Origin of the sequence: Pseudomonas brassicacearum subsp. neoaurantiaca (assembly GCF_013608025.1) — a bacterium.
Classification (GTDB): Bacteria; Pseudomonadota; Gammaproteobacteria; order Pseudomonadales; family Pseudomonadaceae; genus Aquipseudomonas.
The window spans coordinates 79,866-98,772 of sequence record NZ_VDLV01000008.1 but is presented as its reverse complement, the minus strand read 5'-3'; the positions used below and the strand labels follow the sequence as shown (position 1 = coordinate 98,772).

16 protein-coding genes are annotated in these 18,907 nt (G+C 61.3%); 10 read left to right on the top strand and 6 right to left on the bottom strand.

What is annotated here, in order from left to right; genetic code table 11:
* Nucleotides 1–41 precede the first annotated feature (41 nt).
* Nucleotides 42–488, top strand: a complete 447-nt coding sequence (locus FHK92_RS05925) for a response regulator (protein WP_060740319.1) — start codon at nucleotides 42–44, stop codon at nucleotides 486–488.
* A 227-nt stretch (nucleotides 489–715) separates the two neighbouring features.
* Here FHK92_RS05925 and FHK92_RS05920 read toward each other — a convergent pair whose 3' ends face one another.
* Nucleotides 716–2,893: a malate synthase G gene (locus FHK92_RS05920; RefSeq protein ID WP_181287254.1), complete on the bottom strand. Its 2,178-nt coding sequence runs from the start codon at nucleotides 2,891–2,893 to the stop codon at nucleotides 716–718.
* Between the two features lie 530 nt (nucleotides 2,894–3,423).
* On the opposite strand from FHK92_RS05920, the gene FHK92_RS05915 reads away from it, so the two are divergent.
* Nucleotides 3,424–3,942 carry a glycine cleavage system protein R gene (locus tag FHK92_RS05915; RefSeq protein WP_181287253.1) on the top strand — a complete coding sequence of 173 codons (519 nt, stop codon included), beginning with the start codon at nucleotides 3,424–3,426 and terminating at the stop codon, nucleotides 3,940–3,942.
* Between the two features lie 217 nt (nucleotides 3,943–4,159).
* Here the strand turns inward: FHK92_RS05915 and rarD are convergent, their stop codons facing one another.
* The 5 genes from rarD to FHK92_RS05890 form a co-directional block, all read right to left on the bottom strand.
* Nucleotides 4,160–5,047, bottom strand: coding sequence for an EamA family transporter RarD (rarD, locus tag FHK92_RS05910; protein ID WP_181287252.1), 888 nt, complete (start codon nucleotides 5,045–5,047; stop codon nucleotides 4,160–4,162).
* A gap of 223 nt (nucleotides 5,048–5,270) precedes the next feature.
* A complete protein-coding gene (locus FHK92_RS05905; protein ID WP_181287251.1) occupies nucleotides 5,271–6,245 on the bottom strand; it encodes a serine/threonine protein kinase in 975 nt (324 codons plus the stop codon).
* A 221-nt stretch (nucleotides 6,246–6,466) separates the two neighbouring features.
* Nucleotides 6,467–8,368: a PhoX family protein gene (locus FHK92_RS05900; RefSeq protein WP_181287250.1), complete on the bottom strand. Its 1,902-nt coding sequence runs from the start codon at nucleotides 8,366–8,368 to the stop codon at nucleotides 6,467–6,469.
* A gap of 67 nt (nucleotides 8,369–8,435) precedes the next feature.
* Nucleotides 8,436–9,200, bottom strand: coding sequence for a TOBE domain-containing protein (locus FHK92_RS05895; protein ID WP_181287249.1), 765 nt, complete (start codon nucleotides 9,198–9,200; stop codon nucleotides 8,436–8,438).
* Between the two features lie 57 nt (nucleotides 9,201–9,257).
* Entirely contained in the window at nucleotides 9,258–9,998 is a 741-nt protein-coding gene (locus tag FHK92_RS05890) for a ComF family protein (RefSeq protein WP_181287248.1), read from the bottom strand.
* Nucleotides 9,999–10,088: 90 nt separating this feature from the next.
* Between FHK92_RS05890 and bioB the strand changes: the two genes are divergently transcribed.
* The 8 genes from bioB (at nucleotide 10,089) to FHK92_RS05850 (ending at nucleotide 18,846) form a co-directional block, all read left to right on the top strand.
* Entirely contained in the window at nucleotides 10,089–11,144 is a 1,056-nt protein-coding gene (gene bioB, locus FHK92_RS05885) for a biotin synthase BioB (protein WP_181287247.1), read from the top strand.
* Between the two features lie 162 nt (nucleotides 11,145–11,306).
* Nucleotides 11,307–12,485 (top strand): 8-amino-7-oxononanoate synthase, encoded by a 1,179-nt coding sequence (gene bioF / locus FHK92_RS05880; protein WP_181287246.1) that lies wholly within the window; start codon nucleotides 11,307–11,309, stop codon nucleotides 12,483–12,485.
* The gene (locus FHK92_RS05875) at nucleotides 12,478–13,209 is read left to right on the top strand and encodes an alpha/beta fold hydrolase (protein WP_181287245.1); all 732 of its coding nucleotides are present in this window, start codon (nucleotides 12,478–12,480) and stop codon (nucleotides 13,207–13,209) included. Before bioF ends, FHK92_RS05875 begins: the two co-directional genes overlap by 8 nt.
* Complete coding sequence (gene bioC / locus FHK92_RS05870; protein ID WP_181287244.1) at nucleotides 13,202–14,011, top strand: malonyl-ACP O-methyltransferase BioC; 810 nt, start codon at nucleotides 13,202–13,204, stop codon at nucleotides 14,009–14,011. Before FHK92_RS05875 ends, bioC begins: the two co-directional genes overlap by 8 nt.
* Nucleotides 14,008–14,688 (top strand): dethiobiotin synthase, encoded by a 681-nt coding sequence (gene bioD / locus FHK92_RS05865; protein WP_181287243.1) that lies wholly within the window; start codon nucleotides 14,008–14,010, stop codon nucleotides 14,686–14,688. The genes bioC and bioD overlap by 4 nt, the downstream gene beginning before the upstream one ends.
* 119 nt (nucleotides 14,689–14,807) lie before the next feature.
* Nucleotides 14,808–15,104, top strand: coding sequence for a pyrroloquinoline quinone biosynthesis protein PqqE (locus FHK92_RS05860; protein ID WP_181287242.1), 297 nt, complete (start codon nucleotides 14,808–14,810; stop codon nucleotides 15,102–15,104).
* A 275-nt stretch (nucleotides 15,105–15,379) separates the two neighbouring features.
* Nucleotides 15,380–17,185 carry a phenylacyl-CoA dehydrogenase gene (locus FHK92_RS05855; RefSeq protein ID WP_181287241.1) on the top strand — a complete coding sequence of 602 codons (1,806 nt, stop codon included), beginning with the start codon at nucleotides 15,380–15,382 and terminating at the stop codon, nucleotides 17,183–17,185.
* A gap of 371 nt (nucleotides 17,186–17,556) precedes the next feature.
* On the top strand, nucleotides 17,557–18,846 hold the full coding sequence (locus FHK92_RS05850) for a GGDEF domain-containing protein (RefSeq protein WP_181287240.1): 1,290 nt from the start codon (nucleotides 17,557–17,559) through the stop codon (nucleotides 18,844–18,846).
* Nucleotides 18,847–18,907: the final 61 nt, after the last annotated feature.

Genomic DNA, 18,907 nt, shown 5'->3' with positions numbered 1-18,907 from the left:
CACTGTGCCAGGGGATCGATTCAAGGAACGTAGAGAGCATCATGTCCGACCACGATATTTTGAGTGACGCCGAGCGCGAGGCGCTGAGTGCCGTCATGCTGGAACCCGACCTGCCGCCGCAGCGTGTATTGATCGTCGATGACGACAAGGACGCCCGCGAGCTGCTGTCGGAAATCCTGGCATTGGACGGGATTCACTGCATGACCGCCGCCAGTGGTGAAACGGCACTCAAGATGCTGGAAACCAAGCCGTCCATTGGCCTGCTTATCACCGATTTGCGCATGGGCAACGTTGATGGCCTGGAACTGGTGCGCCTGGTACGCGAGTCGGAGCGGGCCGCGTTGCCGATCATCATCGTGTCGGGCGATGCCGATGTGAAGGACGCCATCGAAGCCATGCACCTGAGCGTGGTGGATTTCCTGCTCAAGCCGATCGATACCGACAAATTGCTGGGGTTGGTCAAGCATGAGTTGGGGATGGATCTTTAAACCCCCGTACTGGCGTCGTCTGGTTTTTCGTGGCGAGGGAGCTTGCTCCCGCTGGGGTGCGCAGCAGCCCTTCTTTTCAGCTATTTCGAAACCTCATCAGCGGACTTGCGACTGCTGCGCAGTCGAGCGGGAGCAAGCTCCCTCGCCACAAAAGCAGTTTGGTATTGCAAATGAAAAAGCCCTGATCTTTCGATCAGGGCTTTTTTGTGGGCGCTGCTACCGCTCAATCACAACCCATTGGCGGCCTTGAACTCACGACGGCGACGGTGCAGCACCGGCTCGGTGTAGCCATTCGGCTGCTTGGTGCCTTCGACCACCAGCTCGACCGCCGCCTGGAAGGCGATGTTGCTGTCGAAGTCCGGCGCCAGCGGGCGGTACAGCGGGTCGCTGGCGTTCTGGCGGTCTACCACCGGAGCCATGCGCTTGAGGCTTTCCATCACCTGGTCCTGCGTGACGATGCCGTGGCGCAGCCAGTTGGCGATGTGCTGGCTGGAAATACGCAGCGTCGCACGGTCTTCCATTAGGCCGATATCGTTGATGTCCGGCACCTTGGAGCAACCCACGCCCTGGTCGATCCAACGCACCACGTAGCCAAGGATGCCTTGGGCGTTGTTGTCCAGTTCGTTCTTGATCTGCTCCGGCGTCCAGCTCGGGTTGACGGCCAGCGGGATGGTCAGGATGTCGTCCACCGAAGCGCGGGCGCGCTTGGCCAGTTCGGCCTGGCGAGCGAACACGTCGACCTTGTGGTAATGCAGCGCGTGCAACGCGGCGGCAGTCGGCGACGGCACCCACGCGGTGTTGGCGCCGGCCATTGGGTGAGCGATTTTCTGCTCCAGCATGGCTGCCATCAGGTCGGGCATGGCCCACATGCCCTTGCCGATTTGCGCACGACCTTGCAGACCGGTGCTCAAACCGATGTCGACGTTCCAGTTTTCATACGCGGCGATCCACTTCTCGGCCTTCATGTCGGCCTTGCGCACCATCGGGCCGGCTTCCATGGAGGTGTGGATTTCATCGCCTGTGCGGTCGAGGAAACCGGTATTGATGAACACCACGCGTTCGCTGGCGGCCTTGATGCAGGCCTTGAGGTTGACCGTGGTACGGCGCTCCTCGTCCATGATCCCGACTTTCAGCGTGTTGCGCGGCAGCTTCAGCACGTCTTCGACGCGACCAAACAGTTCGTTGGTGAACGCGGCTTCTTCCGGGCCGTGCATCTTCGGCTTGACGATGTACACCGAGCCGGTGCGGCTGTTGCGGCGCGAGGTATTGCCGTTGAGGCTGTGGATCGCCGCGAGGCTGGTGACCAGGCCGTCAAGAATGCCTTCTGGCACCTCGTTGCCGTTCTTGTCGAGGATCGCGTCGATGGTCATCAGGTGGCCAACGTTGCGCACGAACAGCAGCGAGCGACCGTGCAGGGTCACGCTCGAACCGTCGACAGCGGTGTAGACGCGGTCCGGGTTCATGGTTCGGGTAAACGTCTGGCCACCCTTGGCGACTTGTTCCGCCAGGTCGCCCTTCATCAGGCCCAGCCAGTTACGGTAGATCACCACTTTGTCATCGGCATCGACGGCGGCGACCGAGTCTTCACAGTCCATGATGGTGGTCAGCGCGGCCTCCATCAGGATGTCTTTGACGCCGGCGGCATCGGTCTGGCCGACCGGGGTGCTGGCGTCGATCTGAATTTCGAAGTGCAGGCCGTTGTGTTTCAGCAGCACAGCAGTCGGCGCCGAGGCATCGCCCTGGAAACCGATCAACTGGGCATCGTCACGCAGGCCGCTGTTGGTGCCGCCCTTGAGGGTGATCACCAGTTTGCCGTCGACGATCTTGTAGGCAGTGGAATCGACATGGGAGCCGGCCGCCAGCGGGGCCGCTTCGTCGAGGAAGGCGCGGGCGAAGGCGATGACCTTGTCGCCACGGACCTTGTTGTAGCCTTTGCCTTTTTCCGCGCCATCGGCCTCGCTGATGGCATCGGTGCCGTACAGCGCGTCATACAGCGAACCCCAGCGGGCGTTCGAGGCGTTGAGGGCGAAGCGGGCGTTCATCACCGGCACCACCAGTTGCGGGCCGGCCATGCGGGCGATTTCGTCATCGACGTTCTGGGTCGTGGCCTGGAAGTCCGCCGCTTCTGGCAGCAGGTATCCAATGTCTTGCAGGAAGGCTTTGTAAGCCACGGCATCGTGGGCCTGGTCGGCACGTGCCTGGTGCCAGGCGTCGATCCGCGCCTGGAAATCGTCGCGTTTGGCGAGTAGGGCTTTGTTCTTCGGAGCCAGGTCATGAATGACCTTGTCGGCGCCGGCCCAGAATGCGTCGGCGGTGAGGCCGGTTCCGGGAATGGCTTCGTTATTCACGAAGTCGAACAGGACTTTGGCGACCTGCAGGCCACCGACTTGAACGTGTTCAGTCATTGCTTGCCTCACTCTGCTCAGCTATTGCGCTTTTCAGCTCTTCGATTTTGACAATGAAGCCTCGGGACATTTAAACCACAAACCCCTGAACCAGTACATGCCATCGCTGGCGGCTGGGTGATCAAGCCTTGCTGACGGGGCTTTTCAGGGATGCGACCGGCCTGGGCAGACATCGGTAGAACATCACGCGGTACGATTATGTAGTGCGCGCTGCGGAATACTACATGATCAATTGCGCTTGTGAAAATTAGACTAATTGCGTCGTTCCGCGACCGACTAAAGTGTTACGGTCACGTCGGGGCACGGGATGTTCTCAAAAAACAGATAGATTGTTCCAGATAATTTTAGTGTTCGTACACAAAATACCGTGGCGAGGGAGCTTGCTCCCGCTTCAGTGCGCAGCACTGATCCAACCATTTTGGGCCCGCTACGCGGTCCAGCGGGAGCAAGCTCCCTCGCCACGAAAGTGCGACCGTGTTGATTTTCTGCCTTGCCTATACTGTCCCTTCCATCAACAAGAGGACTGCGCCATGGACCACCTCGTCATCACCGTTTTCGCCCCGGACAAACCCGGGCAGGTCGAGCGCATCGCCGATTGCATCGCCGCACATGGCGGTAACTGGCTGGAGAGCCGCATGTCGCACCTGGCGGGGCAATTCGCCGGCATCCTGCGCCTCAGCGCCCCGGCCGAGGCCCATGAAGAATTGATCGAAGCCTTGCAGGGATTGTCGATCCACGGTATTCGCGTGTTGATTGCTGAAAGTGCCGTTGAAGAATCCTGCACGTGGAAACCCATTGCCATGGAGCTGGTGGGTAATGATCGTCCTGGCATCGTGCGGGATATCACCCGGCTGTTAAGCGAGCAGGGTGTCAACGTCGAGCGTCTGGTGACGCATGTCCGGCCGGCGCCCATGAGCAGTGAACTGCTGTTTCATGCCGAGGCGATCCTCGGGGTGCCCTTGACCCTGTCGCTGGAAACACTGCAGGAACGCTTGGAGACTTTGGCCGATGAGTTGATGGTTGAGCTGAAACTCAGCGACGAAGCGTGATTCGGGTTATCCAAGGAAAAACTGCGCCTGCCTGTGGATAACCTGTAGAGACCCGGCCCCAGCCCAGGCTGGCCGGGGCTCAGCAGCCAATGATCAAAAAATCACCAATTTTCAAGGGCTTGTGCACAAACGGCGGGGATCACGCTGTGGATAACCTTGGGAAGGAAACGCGCAGGCCACGCCGGACGTGGCCTGTAAAGGTTTGTGTGTTTTTTGATCAGTTGCGCCGACGCATGCTGATCACGGCATCGATGCTGTACACCGCCAGTCCGGCCCAGATAAAGATGAACGCCATCAAGGTGGCGGACGATAGGTGCTCACCGAACAGCATCACCGCGAGCAATAGCACAAGCGTCGGGGCGATGTACTGCAGGAAGCCCAGCGTGGTGTAGGGCAAATGCCGCGCCGCGGCGTTGAAGCAGACCAATGGCACCAGCGTCACCGGGCCGGCCGCCACCAGCCACCAGGCTTCGGAGGTGGTCCAGAACGCGGCTTGCGCGCTGGTGGCCGATGGATTGAACAGCAACCAGGCGATGGCGATCGGCACCAGCATCCAGGTTTCCACCACCAGCCCTGGCAAGGCCTTGACGGGCGCTTGCTTGCGGATCAATCCGTAGAAGCCAAACGTCAGCGCCAGCGCCAATGAGACCCACGGCAGGCTGCCCACTTGCCAGACCTGCTGGGCCACGCCGACTGCCGCCAACCCCACCGCCAGCCACTGCATGCGTCGCAAGCGCTCGCCGAGGATCAGCATGCCCAGCAACACGTTGACCAGCGGATTGATGTAGTAGCCCAGGCTGGCTTCGAGCATTCGACCGTTGTTTACCGCCCAGACATAGGTCAGCCAGTTAGCCGCGATCAATGTGCCGCTCAAGGCCAGTATTGCCAGGCGACGCGGATTGTCGCGCAACTCGCGCCACCAGCCCGGGTGTTTCCAGACCATCAGCAGCGCCGCGCCGAACAGGGCGGACCACAGCACCCGGTGGATGATGATTTCCACCGACGGCACGCTGGCGATGGCTTTGAAATAGATCGGGAACAGACCCCAGATGATGTAGGCACTCAGGCCCAGGATGTACCCGCGACGCGGGTTGGCGGCTTGCATGCAGAATCCTTGCTTAGGCAGCTAACAAAAGAGTGATTGTAAGGAGATTTGTCTGGTTGTGCTGCGAACCTTGTTAGGAAGTCGTTCCACCGCAGGTCCCCTGTGGGAGCGAGCTTGCTCGCGATGGCGGTGGAACAGCCACCATTTATATTGACTGATACATCGCTATCGCGAGCAAGCTCGCTCCCACAAGGATTTCAGTGGCTGTTGGGACCGCGCCCAATCAGAACAACTTCAACGGCTCTTCATTGAGCGCCGCCAATTGCTCGCGCAACGCCAATATCTGGTCGCCCCAGTAACGCTCACTGCCAAACCATGGGAAACTTCGCGGGAAAGCGGGGTCATCCCAGCGCCGCGCCAGCCAGGCGCTGTAATGCATCAGGCGCAGGGCTCGCAATGGTTCGATCAGTGCCAACTCGCGGGGATCGAAATCATGGAATTCCTGATAACCGTCCATCAACTCCGACAGCTGCCCCAGGCGTTCCTGGCGATCCCCGGCAAGCATCATCCACAGATCCTGCACCGCCGGCCCCATGCGGCAATCGTCCAGGTCGACGATGTGGAACACCTCGTCGCGGCACATCATGTTGCCGGGATGGCAATCGCCGTGCATGCGGATGTTCTGGTGAGGCGTGGCGGCGTAGGCTGCCTCGACGCGCTTGAGCAAGTCCCTGGCGACCGATTCGTAGGCCGGCAACAGGCTGCGAGGAACGAAGCCGCTTTGCAGCACGGTGTCCAGCGAGTCGTGGCCGAAATTCTGGACGCCCAGCGCTTCACGGTGCTCGAACGGACGGGTCGCGCCGATCGCATGCAGGCGGCCGAGCAACTGGCCCAGGCGATAGAGTTGGTCGAGATTGCCTGGCTCCGGCGCACGACCGCCGCGACGAGGAAACAGGGTGAAACGAAACCCGGCATGCTCGTGCAGGCTGGCGCCGTTATGGATCAACGGCGCCACCACCGGCACTTCACGGTCGGCCAGTTCGAAGGTGAATTGGTGTTCTTCCAGAATGGCTTCGTTGGTCCAGCGCTGGGGGCGATAGAACTTGGCGATCAGCGGCTCGGCGTCTTCGATGCCGACCTGATACACGCGGTTTTCGTAGCTGTTGAGGGCCAGCACGCGGGCGTCGCTGAGAAAGCCGATGCTTTCAACGGCATCGAGCACCAGGTCGGGCGTGAGGGTTTCGAACGGATGGGACATGCTGACTCCTGCGCAGCGGCAGGGCTGCCGCGTCCGGCCCAGCATGGTAGCGCAAAGCAGTCGTGATTGATCGTTGAGACTAGTGGCGAGGGAGCTTGCTCCCGCTGGGTTGCGCAGCGACCCCATTTTTTTTGTGGGCGCTGCGCACCCAAGCGGGAGCAAGCTCCCTCGCCACAGAGCCCCGGGCTGCATTCCCACGCAGAGCGTGGGAACGATCAGTGTCAGGCGCCGATGACGCCGCCGTCTTCGCGGGTAATCACCATCACCGAAGACCGCGGCTTGCCATTGGGCAGGTGCTCGGGGAAGGTCGAACCGCCGTTTTCCCCGGGATGCTGGATCCCCACGAACAGGGCCTTCTGGTCCGGTGCAAAACTGATCCCGGTCACTTCACAACCCACCGGCCCGACCATGAAACGGCGGATTTCGCCCGTGTCTGGGTCGGCGCAGAGCATCTGGTTGTTGCCCATGCCGGCGAAGTCTCCGGCGTTGCTGGAGTCACCGTCGGTAAGGATCCACAGCCGGCCGGCCTTATCGAAGCCCAGGCCATCGGGGCTGTTGAACATGTTCTGGGCGGTGACGTTGGACGAGCCGGCTTTCGGGGTGCCGGCATGTACCGTCGGGTTGCCGGCGACCACGAACAGATCCCACTCGAAGGTGTTGGAGGCGTGGTCGTCGCGGTCGGTGCGCCAGCGCAGGATCTGCCCGTAGACGTTCTTGGCCCGTGGGTTAGGCCCGTCCACCGGTTGGCCGTCTTCGCCGCGCTTGGCGTTGTTGGTCAGGGTGCAATAGACCTGCCCGTCTTTCGGGCTGACCACGATCCACTCAGGGCGGTCCATGCGAGTCGCGCCCACGGCACTGCCGGCCAGGCGCGCATGGATCAGCACCTCGGCCTGGCCATTGAAGCCCTTGCTGGCGTCGAGGCCGTTTTTGCCATGGCTCAGTTCGATCCACTGGCCCTTGCCTTTCGGATGGTCCGGATTGCCATCGCCGGCGTCGAAGCGCGCCACATACAGGGTGCCATGGTCCAGCAAGTCGCGGTTGGCCTTGGCGTTGCGGTGGTCGATGCGATCACGGCTGACGAATTTGTAGATGAATTCGCCGCGTTCATCGTCGCCCATGTACACCACGGCGCGACCGTCATGGGTTTGGGCAAGGGCGGCGTTTTCGTGTTTGAAACGGCCCAGGGCGGTGCGTTTCACCGGAGTGGATTTCGGGTCGAACGGATCGATTTCCACCACCCAGCCATGGCGATTGAGTTCATTGGGGTTCTTCGCCAAGTCAAAGCGCGGGTCATGCGGGTGCCAGTTGATCTCGCGGCTGGTGACGGTGGCGCCGTAGCGCTTTTGCGCGTCATCGAATTTAAGGTCTGCCTTGCTGCTGCCGAAGCAGTCGGTGAAGTTTTCTTCACAGGTCAGGTAAGTGCCCCACGGCGTCATGCCATTGGCGCAGTTCTGGAAAGTCCCCAGCACTTTCTTGCCGCTTTTGTCGGCGCTGGTTTTCACCCAGTCGTGACCGGCAGCCGGGCCGCTCAGGCGGATTGGCGTGTTGCCATGAATCCGGCGGTTATAGCGTGAGTCCTGGACGAACTGCCATTGACCGCGACGACGCTCGATTTCGATCACCGACACGCCTTCGCAGGCCTGGGCCTTGTGCACTTCTTCGGCCGACTGCGGCTGGCCGCCATGGGGGAAGAGGTAGCGGTAGTTGGTGTACTCGTTATTGATTGCCATCAACGCACGGTTTTCATCCCCTGGCATCGGGAACAGGCTCATGCCGTCGTTGTTGTCGCCAAACTGCACTTCCTGGGCGCGGGCGGTGCCGTTGCCGCTGGGGTCGAACGCCGGTGCATTCTTTTGCAGTGGCTGGCCCCAACTGATCAACACCGAGGCTTTGTAGCCTGGCGGGAGGGTAATGGCGTCTGTCGTCGCGGCCGCGATGCCGTCGAAGCCGAGCATGCGTTTGTTGCCTTCGCTCACGGCGGCGGCGAGGACGCTGCGGCTCAGCAGGTTGCCGCCCAGGAACATCGCCGCGCCGCATAGGGCACCGGCACCGATGAAGCGGCGACGGCTCAAGCCGACGATGTTTTCCAGGTCGGTGGATTGATTATCTTCTAATAGGCTCATCATCAGGCTCCCTGCTGGTTTTGGCAGTCACCTTAAAGCGGGTCGATGAAGCTTTTGTTTCAGTGCGCTACAACGGTGTGCCCAGCAACACATTCGACGGAGAAAACCACACTTGGACCGGTGAGCCGGTCTCGAGGTTTCGCTCACTGAGCTGAGGCGGATCGGCGAGGGCGCACAGGGTCTGGCCATTGGGCAGGCCGATGCGCACTTCGCTGGGGCCGTTTTCGGCGACGGCGATGTGTTCGATCACCCCGCGCAGCGTGTTGGCCCCCGGATGTTCTGGCTGATCAGCGGGGTACAGCTCCAGCCAACCGGCCTTGATCAAAGCGACCACTTCGGTACCGGTTTGCAGTTCCAGGCGCAGCGTGCTGTTGTGGGTGATCTGCGTGTCGATGACCAGGCCGCGGGCCAGCTCCACGCGCACCCGGTCGTTGTGACCTTGGGCCTCGATGCCGAGGACTTTGCCATGCAGCTGGTTCCGGGCGCTGGTGCGCAGCATCAATCGGCTGAGCAGCCCCAAATCCCCTGCGTCCTCGCTTGCTTCCAGCAGTTGCGCCTGCAAGGTTTGCAAGCGCTGATAGAGGCGCAGGACACGCTGGCCTTCCTCCGACAGTTTTGTGCCACCACCGCCCTTACCACCCACGCTGCGTACGACCAGCGGTTGGTCCGCCAGGTTGTTCAGTTCGTCAATCGCGTCCCATGCGGCCTTGTAGCTCAGGCCCGCGCTCTTGGCTGCGCGGGTGATCGAGCCCTGTTCGGCGATGTGCTGCAATAGCGCGATACGTTGTGGTCGGCGGACGATGTGCTGGGTCAGGAGCGTAGGCAATGACATGACGAAAAAACTGCGCAGGATTCGATGCCCGGACGTTGGCGCCTCGGCGGCGGCGCGTCAAGCGGGGTCACCGGGTTTTGGCGTGCGAGCCAGGCAATACACATCGACCCGGGCAGCGCCAGCATCGAGCAACAGGCGTGCAAGCGTCTGACCCGTGGCGCCCGTGGTGAGCACATCATCCACCAGCGCCAAGTGGCGGTTTTGCAATAAAGCGTCAGGCGCCAAGGCAAACGCTTGGCGAAGATTGCGACGCCGCGCCCGGGCATCTAGGGCCTGTTGCGCGGGCGTGTCCTGGACGCGTAGCAGCAGATTCTCCTCGCAAGGAATCTGCAACGGCCCGCTGAGCCAACGGGCCAGCAGCGCCGCCTGGTTGAAACCGCGCTGCCGGAGGCGTCGAGCCGCCAGTGGCACCGGCACCAGCGCGTCGGGACGCCCCAGCCCTTCATCGAACTGATGTTGGATCGACTGCGCCAACAGTTCACCGAGCAAGCGCCCAAGCGGCCACTTCGCCTGATGCTTGAAACGGGTGACCAGCGTGTCCACCGGGAAATCATAGATCCACGGCGCCACGACCCGTTCGAAAGCCGGCGGTCGATTGGCGCATTGTTCGCAGCGTAGCCCGGCCATGGGCAGCGGAAGCGCACAGACGCTGCATTGATCGCCAAGCCAGGGCAACTCGCTTTCACAAGGCGTGCAGATTGGCTGCGGTGTGTCGGTGGATTCGCCGCATAACAGACAGAATTGTTTGTTTTTTAACCAGATGTAAACCGGCCGTTTGTATCGAGGTTGACAGCGCATGACTCTTCCTTAAATATGCCGAACATCCGTGTCGCGCCTGTGGGTATTGAGTGTCCCAGGCGCCAGCCAAGCATAATCAAGGAAATGCCCATGAGCGCCAGCACCACTGCCAACCTGCGTCATGACTGGTCTTTGGCCGAAGTCAAAGCACTCTTCGTCCAGCCATTCAACGACCTGCTTTTCCAGGCGCAGACCGTGCACCGCGCGCACTTCGACGCGAACCGCGTCCAGGTTTCCACGCTGCTGTCGATCAAGACCGGCGCTTGCCCGGAAGATTGCAAATATTGTCCGCAGTCCGGCCACTACAACACCGGGCTGGAAAAAGAGAAATTGCTGGAAGTGCAGAAGGTCCTCGAAGAGGCGGCTCGGGCCAAGGCCATCGGTTCGACCCGATTCTGCATGGGCGCGGCGTGGAAGCACCCGTCGGCCAAGGACATGCCTTACGTGCTGGAGATGGTCAAGGGTGTGAAGGCCATGGGCCTGGAGACCTGCATGACCCTGGGCCGCCTCGACCAGGACCAGACCGAAGCGCTGGCCCAGGCCGGCCTGGATTACTACAACCACAACCTCGATACGTCGCCTGAGTTCTACGGCAGCATCATCACCACCCGCACCTACAGCGAGCGCCTGCAGACCCTGGCCTATGTGCGTGATTCGGGCATGAAGATCTGCTCCGGCGGGATCCTCGGCATGGGCGAGTCCCTGGACGATCGCGCCAATCTGCTGATCCAACTGGCAAACCTGCCGGAACACCCGGAATCGGTGCCGATCAACATGCTGGTGAAAGTCGCCGGCACGCCGCTGGAGAATGCCGAGGACGTCGATCCGTTCGATTTCATCCGGATGCTGGCCGTGGCGCGGATCCTCATGCCGAAATCCCACGTGCGCTTGTCCGCCGGCCGCGAAGCGATGAACGAGCAAATGCAGGCCCTGGCGTTTTTCGCCGGCGCGAACTCGATCTTCTACGGCGACAAGCTGCTGACCACCGCCAACCCGCAGGCTGACAAGGACATGCAGCTGTTTGCGCGCCTGGGCATCCAGCCGGAAGCCCGTGAAGAACATGCCGATGAAGTGCACCAGGCTGCGATCGAGCAGGCATTGGTGGAGCAGAAGAGCAGCGAGCAGTTCTATAACGCCGCTGTTTGATCACGCACCGATTCCCTGATTGGAATGCAAGACCCTGTGGGAGCGAGCTTGCTCGCGATGGCGATGGAACATTCAACATTTATGTCGACTGGCTCACCGCTATCGCGAGCAAGCTCGCTCCCACAAGGGGCTTTGGCCAGTCTTTAAACAGTTGAGGCCTGCATGCCCTTCGATCTCGCCGCACGCCTGGCTGCCCGTCGTGCTGAAAATCTTTATCGCCAGCGCCCGCTGCTCGAAAGCCCCCAAGGCCCGGAAGTGGTGGTCGATGGCCAGCCGCTATTGGCGTTCTGCAACAACGATTACCTGGGCCTGGCCAATCACCCGCAAGTGATCGAGGCCTGGCGCGAAGGTGCCGCGCGTTGGGGCGTCGGCGGCGGTGCCTCTCATCTGGTAATCGGCCACAGCGGGCCGCATCACGCCTTGGAAGAAGCATTGGCCGAGCTGACCGGCCGCCCACGGGCGTTGCTGTTCACCACCGGCTACATGGCCAATCTCGGCGCGGTCACGGCGTTGGTCGGGCAGGGCGACACCGTGCTGGAGGATCGCCTCAACCACGCTTCATTGATCGATGGCGGGTTGTTGTCCGGCGCGCGTTTCAACCGTTATCTGCACAACGATGCCCGGAGCCTGGCCCAGCGCCTGGAAAAAGCGGTTGGTAACACCTTGGTGGTCACCGATGGGGTATTCAGCATGGACGGCGACGTCGCCGACTTGCCGGCCCTCGCCCATGAAGCCAAGGCCAAGGGCGCCTGGCTGATGGTGGATGATGCCCACGGCTTCGGCACGCTGGGCGCCAGCGGCGGTGGTGTCGTCGAACACTTCGGTCTGAGCCAGGAGGACGTGCCTGTGCTGGTCGGCACGCTGGGCAAGGCGTTTGGCACCGCCGGTGCCTTTGTGGCCGGCAGTGAGGATTTGATCGAGAGCCTGGTTCAGTTCGCGCGTCCCTACATCTACACCACCAGCCAACCGCCAGCCCTGGCCTGCGCCACGCTCAAGAGCCTTGAACTGCTGCGCAGCGAACATTGGCGGCGAGAGCATTTGCAGCGGCTGATCCGCCAGTTCCGCCAAGGCGCCGAGCAGATCGGTTTGCAACTGATGGATAGTTTTACGCCGATCCAGCCCATCCTGATCGGCGATGCCGGGCGGGCGATGCAGCTGTCCCGCATGCTGCGTGAACGGGGGCTGATGGTGACCGCGATCCGTCCACCTACCGTGCCCGCCGGCAGTGCTCGTCTGCGGGTGACCCTGACCGCCGCTCACAGCGAAGCCCAGGTGCAACTATTGTTAGAGGCACTGGCAGAGTGTTTTGCCCAACTGGGACCGGAGCCAAGCCATGCGTGATCGACTGATTTTGCTGCCCGGTTGGGGTTTGGGCGTTTCGCCCTTGGAACCTCTTGCCGCGGCGCTGCAAGGGCTGGACGAACATCTGCAGGTGGAAATCGAGCCCTTGCCGGCGCTGACTTCAAGCAATCTGACGGATTGGGTCGATGAGTTGGACGCTACATTGCCCCAGGATGCCTGGCTCGGAGGCTGGTCCCTGGGTGGCATGTTGGCCGCGGAACTGGCAGCGCGCCGGGGCGAGCGCTGCTGCGGCGTGCTGACTTTGGCCAGCAACGTGTCTTTTGTAGCCCATGAGCAATGGCCGAGCGCGATGGCCGGTGAGACCTTCGATGGGTTTCTTGCCGGGTGTGCTGCCGATCCGCGCCAGACGCTCAAGCGCTTCAGCTTGCTGTGCGCCCAAGGTTGTGGCGACCCACGGGGATTGTCGCGATTGTTGCTCGGCGGCGCACCGAACACAGCGCCCGAAGTACTGATGGCCGGGCTCGAGTTGTTGGCGCTGCTTGATACCCGCGCTGCATTGCAGGGGTTTCGCGGTCCGCAGCTGCATTTGTTTGCCGGGCTCGATGCCTTGGTCCCAGCCGAAGCAGCGGGCGAGTTGTTGGCGTTGCTGCCGGACGTCGAAATCGGCCTGATTGAACAGGCCGGCCACGCATTTCCTCTGGAAGATCCCCACGGCGTGGCGGGGGCGATCCAGGCTTTCTTGCATGAGTCCGGTGATGACTGATTTGTCTGTGAAGTTACCTGGCGCCTTGCCCGATAAACGTCAGGTCGCGGCGTCGTTTTCCCGAGCGGCGGCCAGCTATGACAGCGTCGCTGAACTGCAGCGTGACGTGGGTCAGCAATTGCTTGGGCGACTGCCTTCGTCGCTCGATCCGCAGCGCTGGATGGACCTGGGCTGTGGCACTGGTTATTTCACCCGAGCCTTGGGCGCTCGTTTCGGCGAGGACACCGGCTTCGCCCTGGATATCGCCGAAGGCATGCTCAACCATGCTCGTCCACAAGGCGGGGCCGCGCATTTTATCGCCGGTGATGCTGAGCGACTGCCTTTGCAGGCGGCGAGCTGTGATTTGGTTTTCTCCAGTCTTGCGGTGCAGTGGTGCGCCGATTTTGCCTCGGTGCTGAGCGAGGCCCATCGCGTATTGAAACCGGGCGGCGTGTTTGCCTTTACCAGCCTTTGTGTCGGCACACTGTACGAATTACGCGACAGTTGGCGTCAGGTGGATGGCTGGGTACACGTCAACCGTTTCCGTGATTTCGAGACTTATCAACAGTTGTGCGCGAACAGTGGATTGAACGTCCTCGGTCTGGAAAATCAGCCCCACGTATTGCACTACCCGGATGTCCGTAGCCTGACCCACGAATTGAAAGCATTGGGCGCTCATAATCTCAACCCGGGCCGACCCGGAGGATTGACGGGCAGGGCGCGAATCCTCGCGTTGGTCGAAGCCTACGAACAGTTCCGCCAGGCCCAGGGCCTTCCCGCGACCTACCAGGTGGTCTACGCCGTGTTGGAGAAACCGCTATGAGCCAGGCTTATTTCATCACCGGCACCGACACCGATGTGGGCAAGACCACCGTTGCGGCGGGCCTGCTTCACGCGGCGCGACAGGCCGGCATGAGCACGGCTGCCGGCAAGCCGGTGGCCTCCGGCTGCAACGTGACGCCTAAAGGCCTGCGCAATGCCGACGCCTTGGCGTTGCTGGCTGAATGCTCGGTGCCGTTGAGTTATGCACAGGTCAATCCGGTGGCGTTCGAACCGGCCATTGCGCCGCATCTGGCCGCGCGGGAAGCCGGCGTGGCGTTGACGGTACAGTCGCTGCTCGGCCCGATGCGCGAAGTGCTGGCGCTGGACGCCGACTTCACCTTGATCGAAGGCGCGGGCGGTTGGCGTGTACCGTTGGCCGGCCAGGACAATCTTTCCGACCTGGCGATAGCGCTGGGTTTGCCGGTGATCCTGGTGGTGGGCGTGCGCCTGGGGTGTATCAGTCATGCATTGTTGACCGCCGAGGCTATTGCCCGTGACGGCTTGCAACTGGCCGGTTGGGTGGCAAATATCATCGACCCGGCCACCTCGCGCCTTGAAGAAAACCTGGCAACCCTGGCCGAACGCCTGCCGGCGCCCTGCCTGGGCCGGGTGGCGCGAATCCAGAGCGTAACGGCTGAAGCGGTGGCCGAGCACCTGCAGTTGGATCTGCTGGACTGACATCACGCCAAGGTTTTGCCTATGACAAGGCACTGTGCCATTAGTGTTTTTGTCGGGCCTTTTGCCAAGGCATCTGGTTCAATGCCGGTGTCGACCCCTTCAAGTAGACGAGCCCTGCCATGGAAATCTCAGGAAACACCGCGTTCTATGCCGGTCTGAGCACGATTCAGACAGGGCAGAACCGTGTCGATCAGGCCTCCAGCCAGATTGCCAACAACACAATCGAGCGTTCGGTCACCAGCCAGTCGTCCGAGATCCAGGCTGACCGCCTGCGTTCGGTGGATCGCAGCCAGCAGTCGGACGTGGCTAGCAACATGGTCGAAATGGCCCAAGGCAAGTTTCAGGTGCAACTGGGTGTGAATGTTGCCAAGGCTTCCGACGAAATGCTGGGAACATTGATCGATACATTTGCCTGATATTGCTTTTCAGATGCTGTGAAAACGCCGCGATTATTCGCGGCGTTTTCGTCTCTAACTCCTTCTCGCTCAACTAATCTTTCCATGCGCCGCCCCGCCAAGGTTGTTCCTTGGGCGGAGTTTCTCGCTTCCCTGACTTCTGCAAGACGATGACGAATGGCAAAAGATCGACGCTTGACAAGATTTAGGCGTAAACGTATGTTTCAAACACCTGTTTGACCGCTATAAAAAACCACGGTCGTTCATCCCCGGTTACATCAGCAGAGGTTATCGCTATGCCTGACTACAAGGCCCCCTTGCGTGATATTCGCTTCGTTCGTGACGAACTGCTCGGCTACGAAGCGCATTATCAGAGCCTTCCGGCTTGCCAGGACGCAACTCCGGACATGGTTGACGCCATTCTCGAAGAAGGCGCCAAGTTTTGTGAGCAGGTGCTGGCTCCGCTGAATCGCGTGGGTGACCTGGAAGGTTGCACCTGGAGCGAGTCCGGCGTGAAAACCCCGACCGGCTTCAAGGAAGCCTACAAGCAGTTCGTCGAAGGCGGCTGGCCAAGCCTGGCCCACGACGTCGAGCATGGCGGTCAAGGCTTGCCGGAGTCCCTGGGCCTGGCGGTCAGCGAGATGGTCGGCGAAGCCAACTGGTCGTGGGGCATGTACCCGGGCCTGTCCCATGGCGCGATGAACACCATTTCCGAACACGGTACGCCCGAGCAGCAAGAGGCTTACCTGACCAAGCTGGTGTCCGGCGAATGGACCGGCACCATGTGCCTGACCGAACCTCACTGCGGCACCGACCTGGGCATGCTGCGCACCAAGGCCGAGCCTCAGGCCGATGGTTCCTACAAAGTGACCGGCACCAAGATCTTCATCTCGGCCGGCGAACACGACATGGCCGACAACATCGTCCACATCGTGCTGGCACGCCTGCCGGACGCACCGGCCGGCACCAAGGGCATTTCGCTGTTCATCGTGCCGAAATTCCTGCCTAACGCCGATGGCACTGTTGGTCAGCGCAATGCCGTGAGCTGTGGTTCCCTGGAACACAAGATGGGCATCCATGGCAACGCCACCTGCGTGATGAACTTCGACGCGGCCACCGGTTTCCTGATCGGCCCGGCGAACAAAGGCCTGAACTGCATGTTCACCTTCATGAACACCGCACGCCTGGGCACCGCGCTGCAAGGCCTGGCCCACGCCGAGATCGGCTTCCAGGGCGGCCTGAAATACGCTCGTGATCGCCTGCAGATGCGTTCCCTGACTGGCCCGAAAGCGCCGGACAAGGCAGCCGACCCGATCATTGTCCACCCTGACGTGCGTCGCATGCTGCTGACCATGAAAGCCTTCGCAGAAGGCAACCGGGCGATGGTCTACTTCACCGCCAAGCAGGTCGATATCGTCAAGTACGGCGTGGACGAAGAAGAGAAGAAGAAAGCCGACGCGCTGCTGGCGTTCATGACGCCGATCGCCAAGGCCTTCATGACCGAAGTCGGCTTCGAATCGGCCAACCACGGCGTGCAGATCTACGGCGGTCACGGTTTCATCGCCGAGTGGGGCATGGAGCAGAACGTGCGCGACAGCCGTATCTCGATGCTGTACGAAGGCACCACCGGTATCCAGGCATTGGACCTGCTGGGCCGTAAAGTGCTGATGACCCAGGGCGAAGCGCTCAAGGGCTTCACCAAGATCGTCCACAAATTCTGCCAGGGCAACGAAGGCAACGAAGCGGTCAAGGAGTTCGTGGAGCCCCTGGCTGCGTTGAACAAGGAATGGGGCGAGTTGACCATGAAGGTCGGCATGGCCGCCATGAAGGATCGCGAAGAAGTCGGCGCGGCCTCGGTGGACTACCTGATGTATTCCGGTTATGCCTGCCTGGCTTATTTCTGGGCCGACATGGCGCGCCTGGCGGCGGAAAAACTCGCAGCCGGCACCACTGAAGAAGCCTTTTACACCGCCAAGCTGCAGACCGCGCGCTTCTACTTCCAACGCATCCTGCCGCGTACCCGTACCCACGTGGCAACCATGCTGTCGGGCGCCAACAACCTGATGGACATGAAAGAAGAAGACTTCGCGCTGGGCTACTAAGCCCTACGCGGTTCTTCACAAGCCGCTGCTTCTTCGGGAGCAGCGGCTTTTTCATGCCTGCCATAACCCCAATCAAGGCCTTCGACAAACCCGTGGCGAGGGAGCTTGCTCCCGCTGGGCTGCGAAGCGGCCCCAAACCTGCCGAATGCGGAGCATCAGACACACCGCACCCGCCGGTTTACGACTGCTTCGCAGCCGAGCGGGAGCAAGCTCCCTCGCCACAGGAGGGGCGCGGCGATCCTGAAACAATATTCATCCAACCCCACCCTAAGAAAACTACCTCGCCTGCCGTTACAGCGATGGCAGTGTGACATCGGTCACGCCTCGCAGGCACAATGCCATCTTTGATCAGCCGGGTCGGAGCTTTACCCTTGCCGCGTTCTTCCGCTGTACGTCTGAGCCATTTCCTACCGTCACTGCTGCTGTTGTTGTCGGGGCTTGCGGCTGCCTACGTCAAGGATCTCAACGTCTTCTTCACCTCCCTGTTCAATGTGCTTCCTACATTGGTGCTGCTATTGGGAGGCGCGTATTGCGCCGTTTACCGACGCCAGCGTGAACTGTTTCTGATGGTCACGGTGTACATCGCCTACTTCCTCCTGGACACCCAAACCGACTTTTACCGGGATAACGGCAAGGTGCGTCAAGACGCGGCGGTAGTGTTCCATCTCGTCTGCCTGTTGCTGCCGCTGCTGTTCGGCCTGTTCGCGGCGTGGCAGGAGCGCACGCACCTGTTCCAAGACATGGTGGCGCGGTTTGCGGTGTTGCTGGTCTTCGGCAGCGTGGCGCTGGCGTTGGAGCAAAGTTTTCCCCAGGCCTTGCTGTTATGGCTTTCAGAGATCCGCTGGCCCGCGTTACACGGTGCCTGGATGAGCCTGATCCAGTTGTCCTACCCGATGTTCGCTGCCGCTTTCCTGCTGCTGGCCTGGCAATACTGGCGCAACCCGCGGCCGCTGCACGCGGCGCAGTTGGTGGGGTTGCTCGGCTTGTTCTGGATGCTACCGAAAACCTTCATCCTGCCGTTCACCTTGAACATCATGTGCAGCCAAGTGATGTTGATGATCGCCGCCGCGGTCGCCCACGAGGCCTACCAAATGGCCTTCCGCGACGAACTCACCGGCCTGCCGGGGCGTCGGGCACTGAACGAGCGCATGCAGCGCCTGGGGCGCAACTATGTGTTGGCGATGAGTGACGTGGACCATTTCAAGAAATTCAACGACACCCACGGCCACGACGTCGGCGACCAGGTGCTGCGCCTGGTGGCCAGCAAACTGTCGAAAATCGGCGGTGGCGGTAGGGCGTATCGCTACGGCGGCGAGGAATTCGCACTGGTGTTCGCAGGCAAGACCATCGACGAATGCATGCCCCATCTGGAGGTCATCCGCCAATCCATCGAGACGTACGCGATTCAACTGCGCAATCCCGACAGCCGTCCCCAGGATGACCAGCAAGGTCGCCAGCGTCGTTCCGGTGCTGGCGCCTCCAGCGTTTCGGTGACTGTCAGCATCGGCGTGGCCGAGCGCATCGAGCAGCGCACGCCTGAAGAAGTACTCAAATCGGCGGACCAGGCGCTCTATAACGCCAAGGGCGCGGGGCGAAACTGTGTGATTGCCTTCGGCCAGAATCGTCGTGGCGCGGTACGCATGGAAGCCGCCGCGGGTTGAGTGATGATGGCGCATTCAGCGTCTGGACTGTGATTGTGAGGCTTGATGGCCGGCAGTAGGT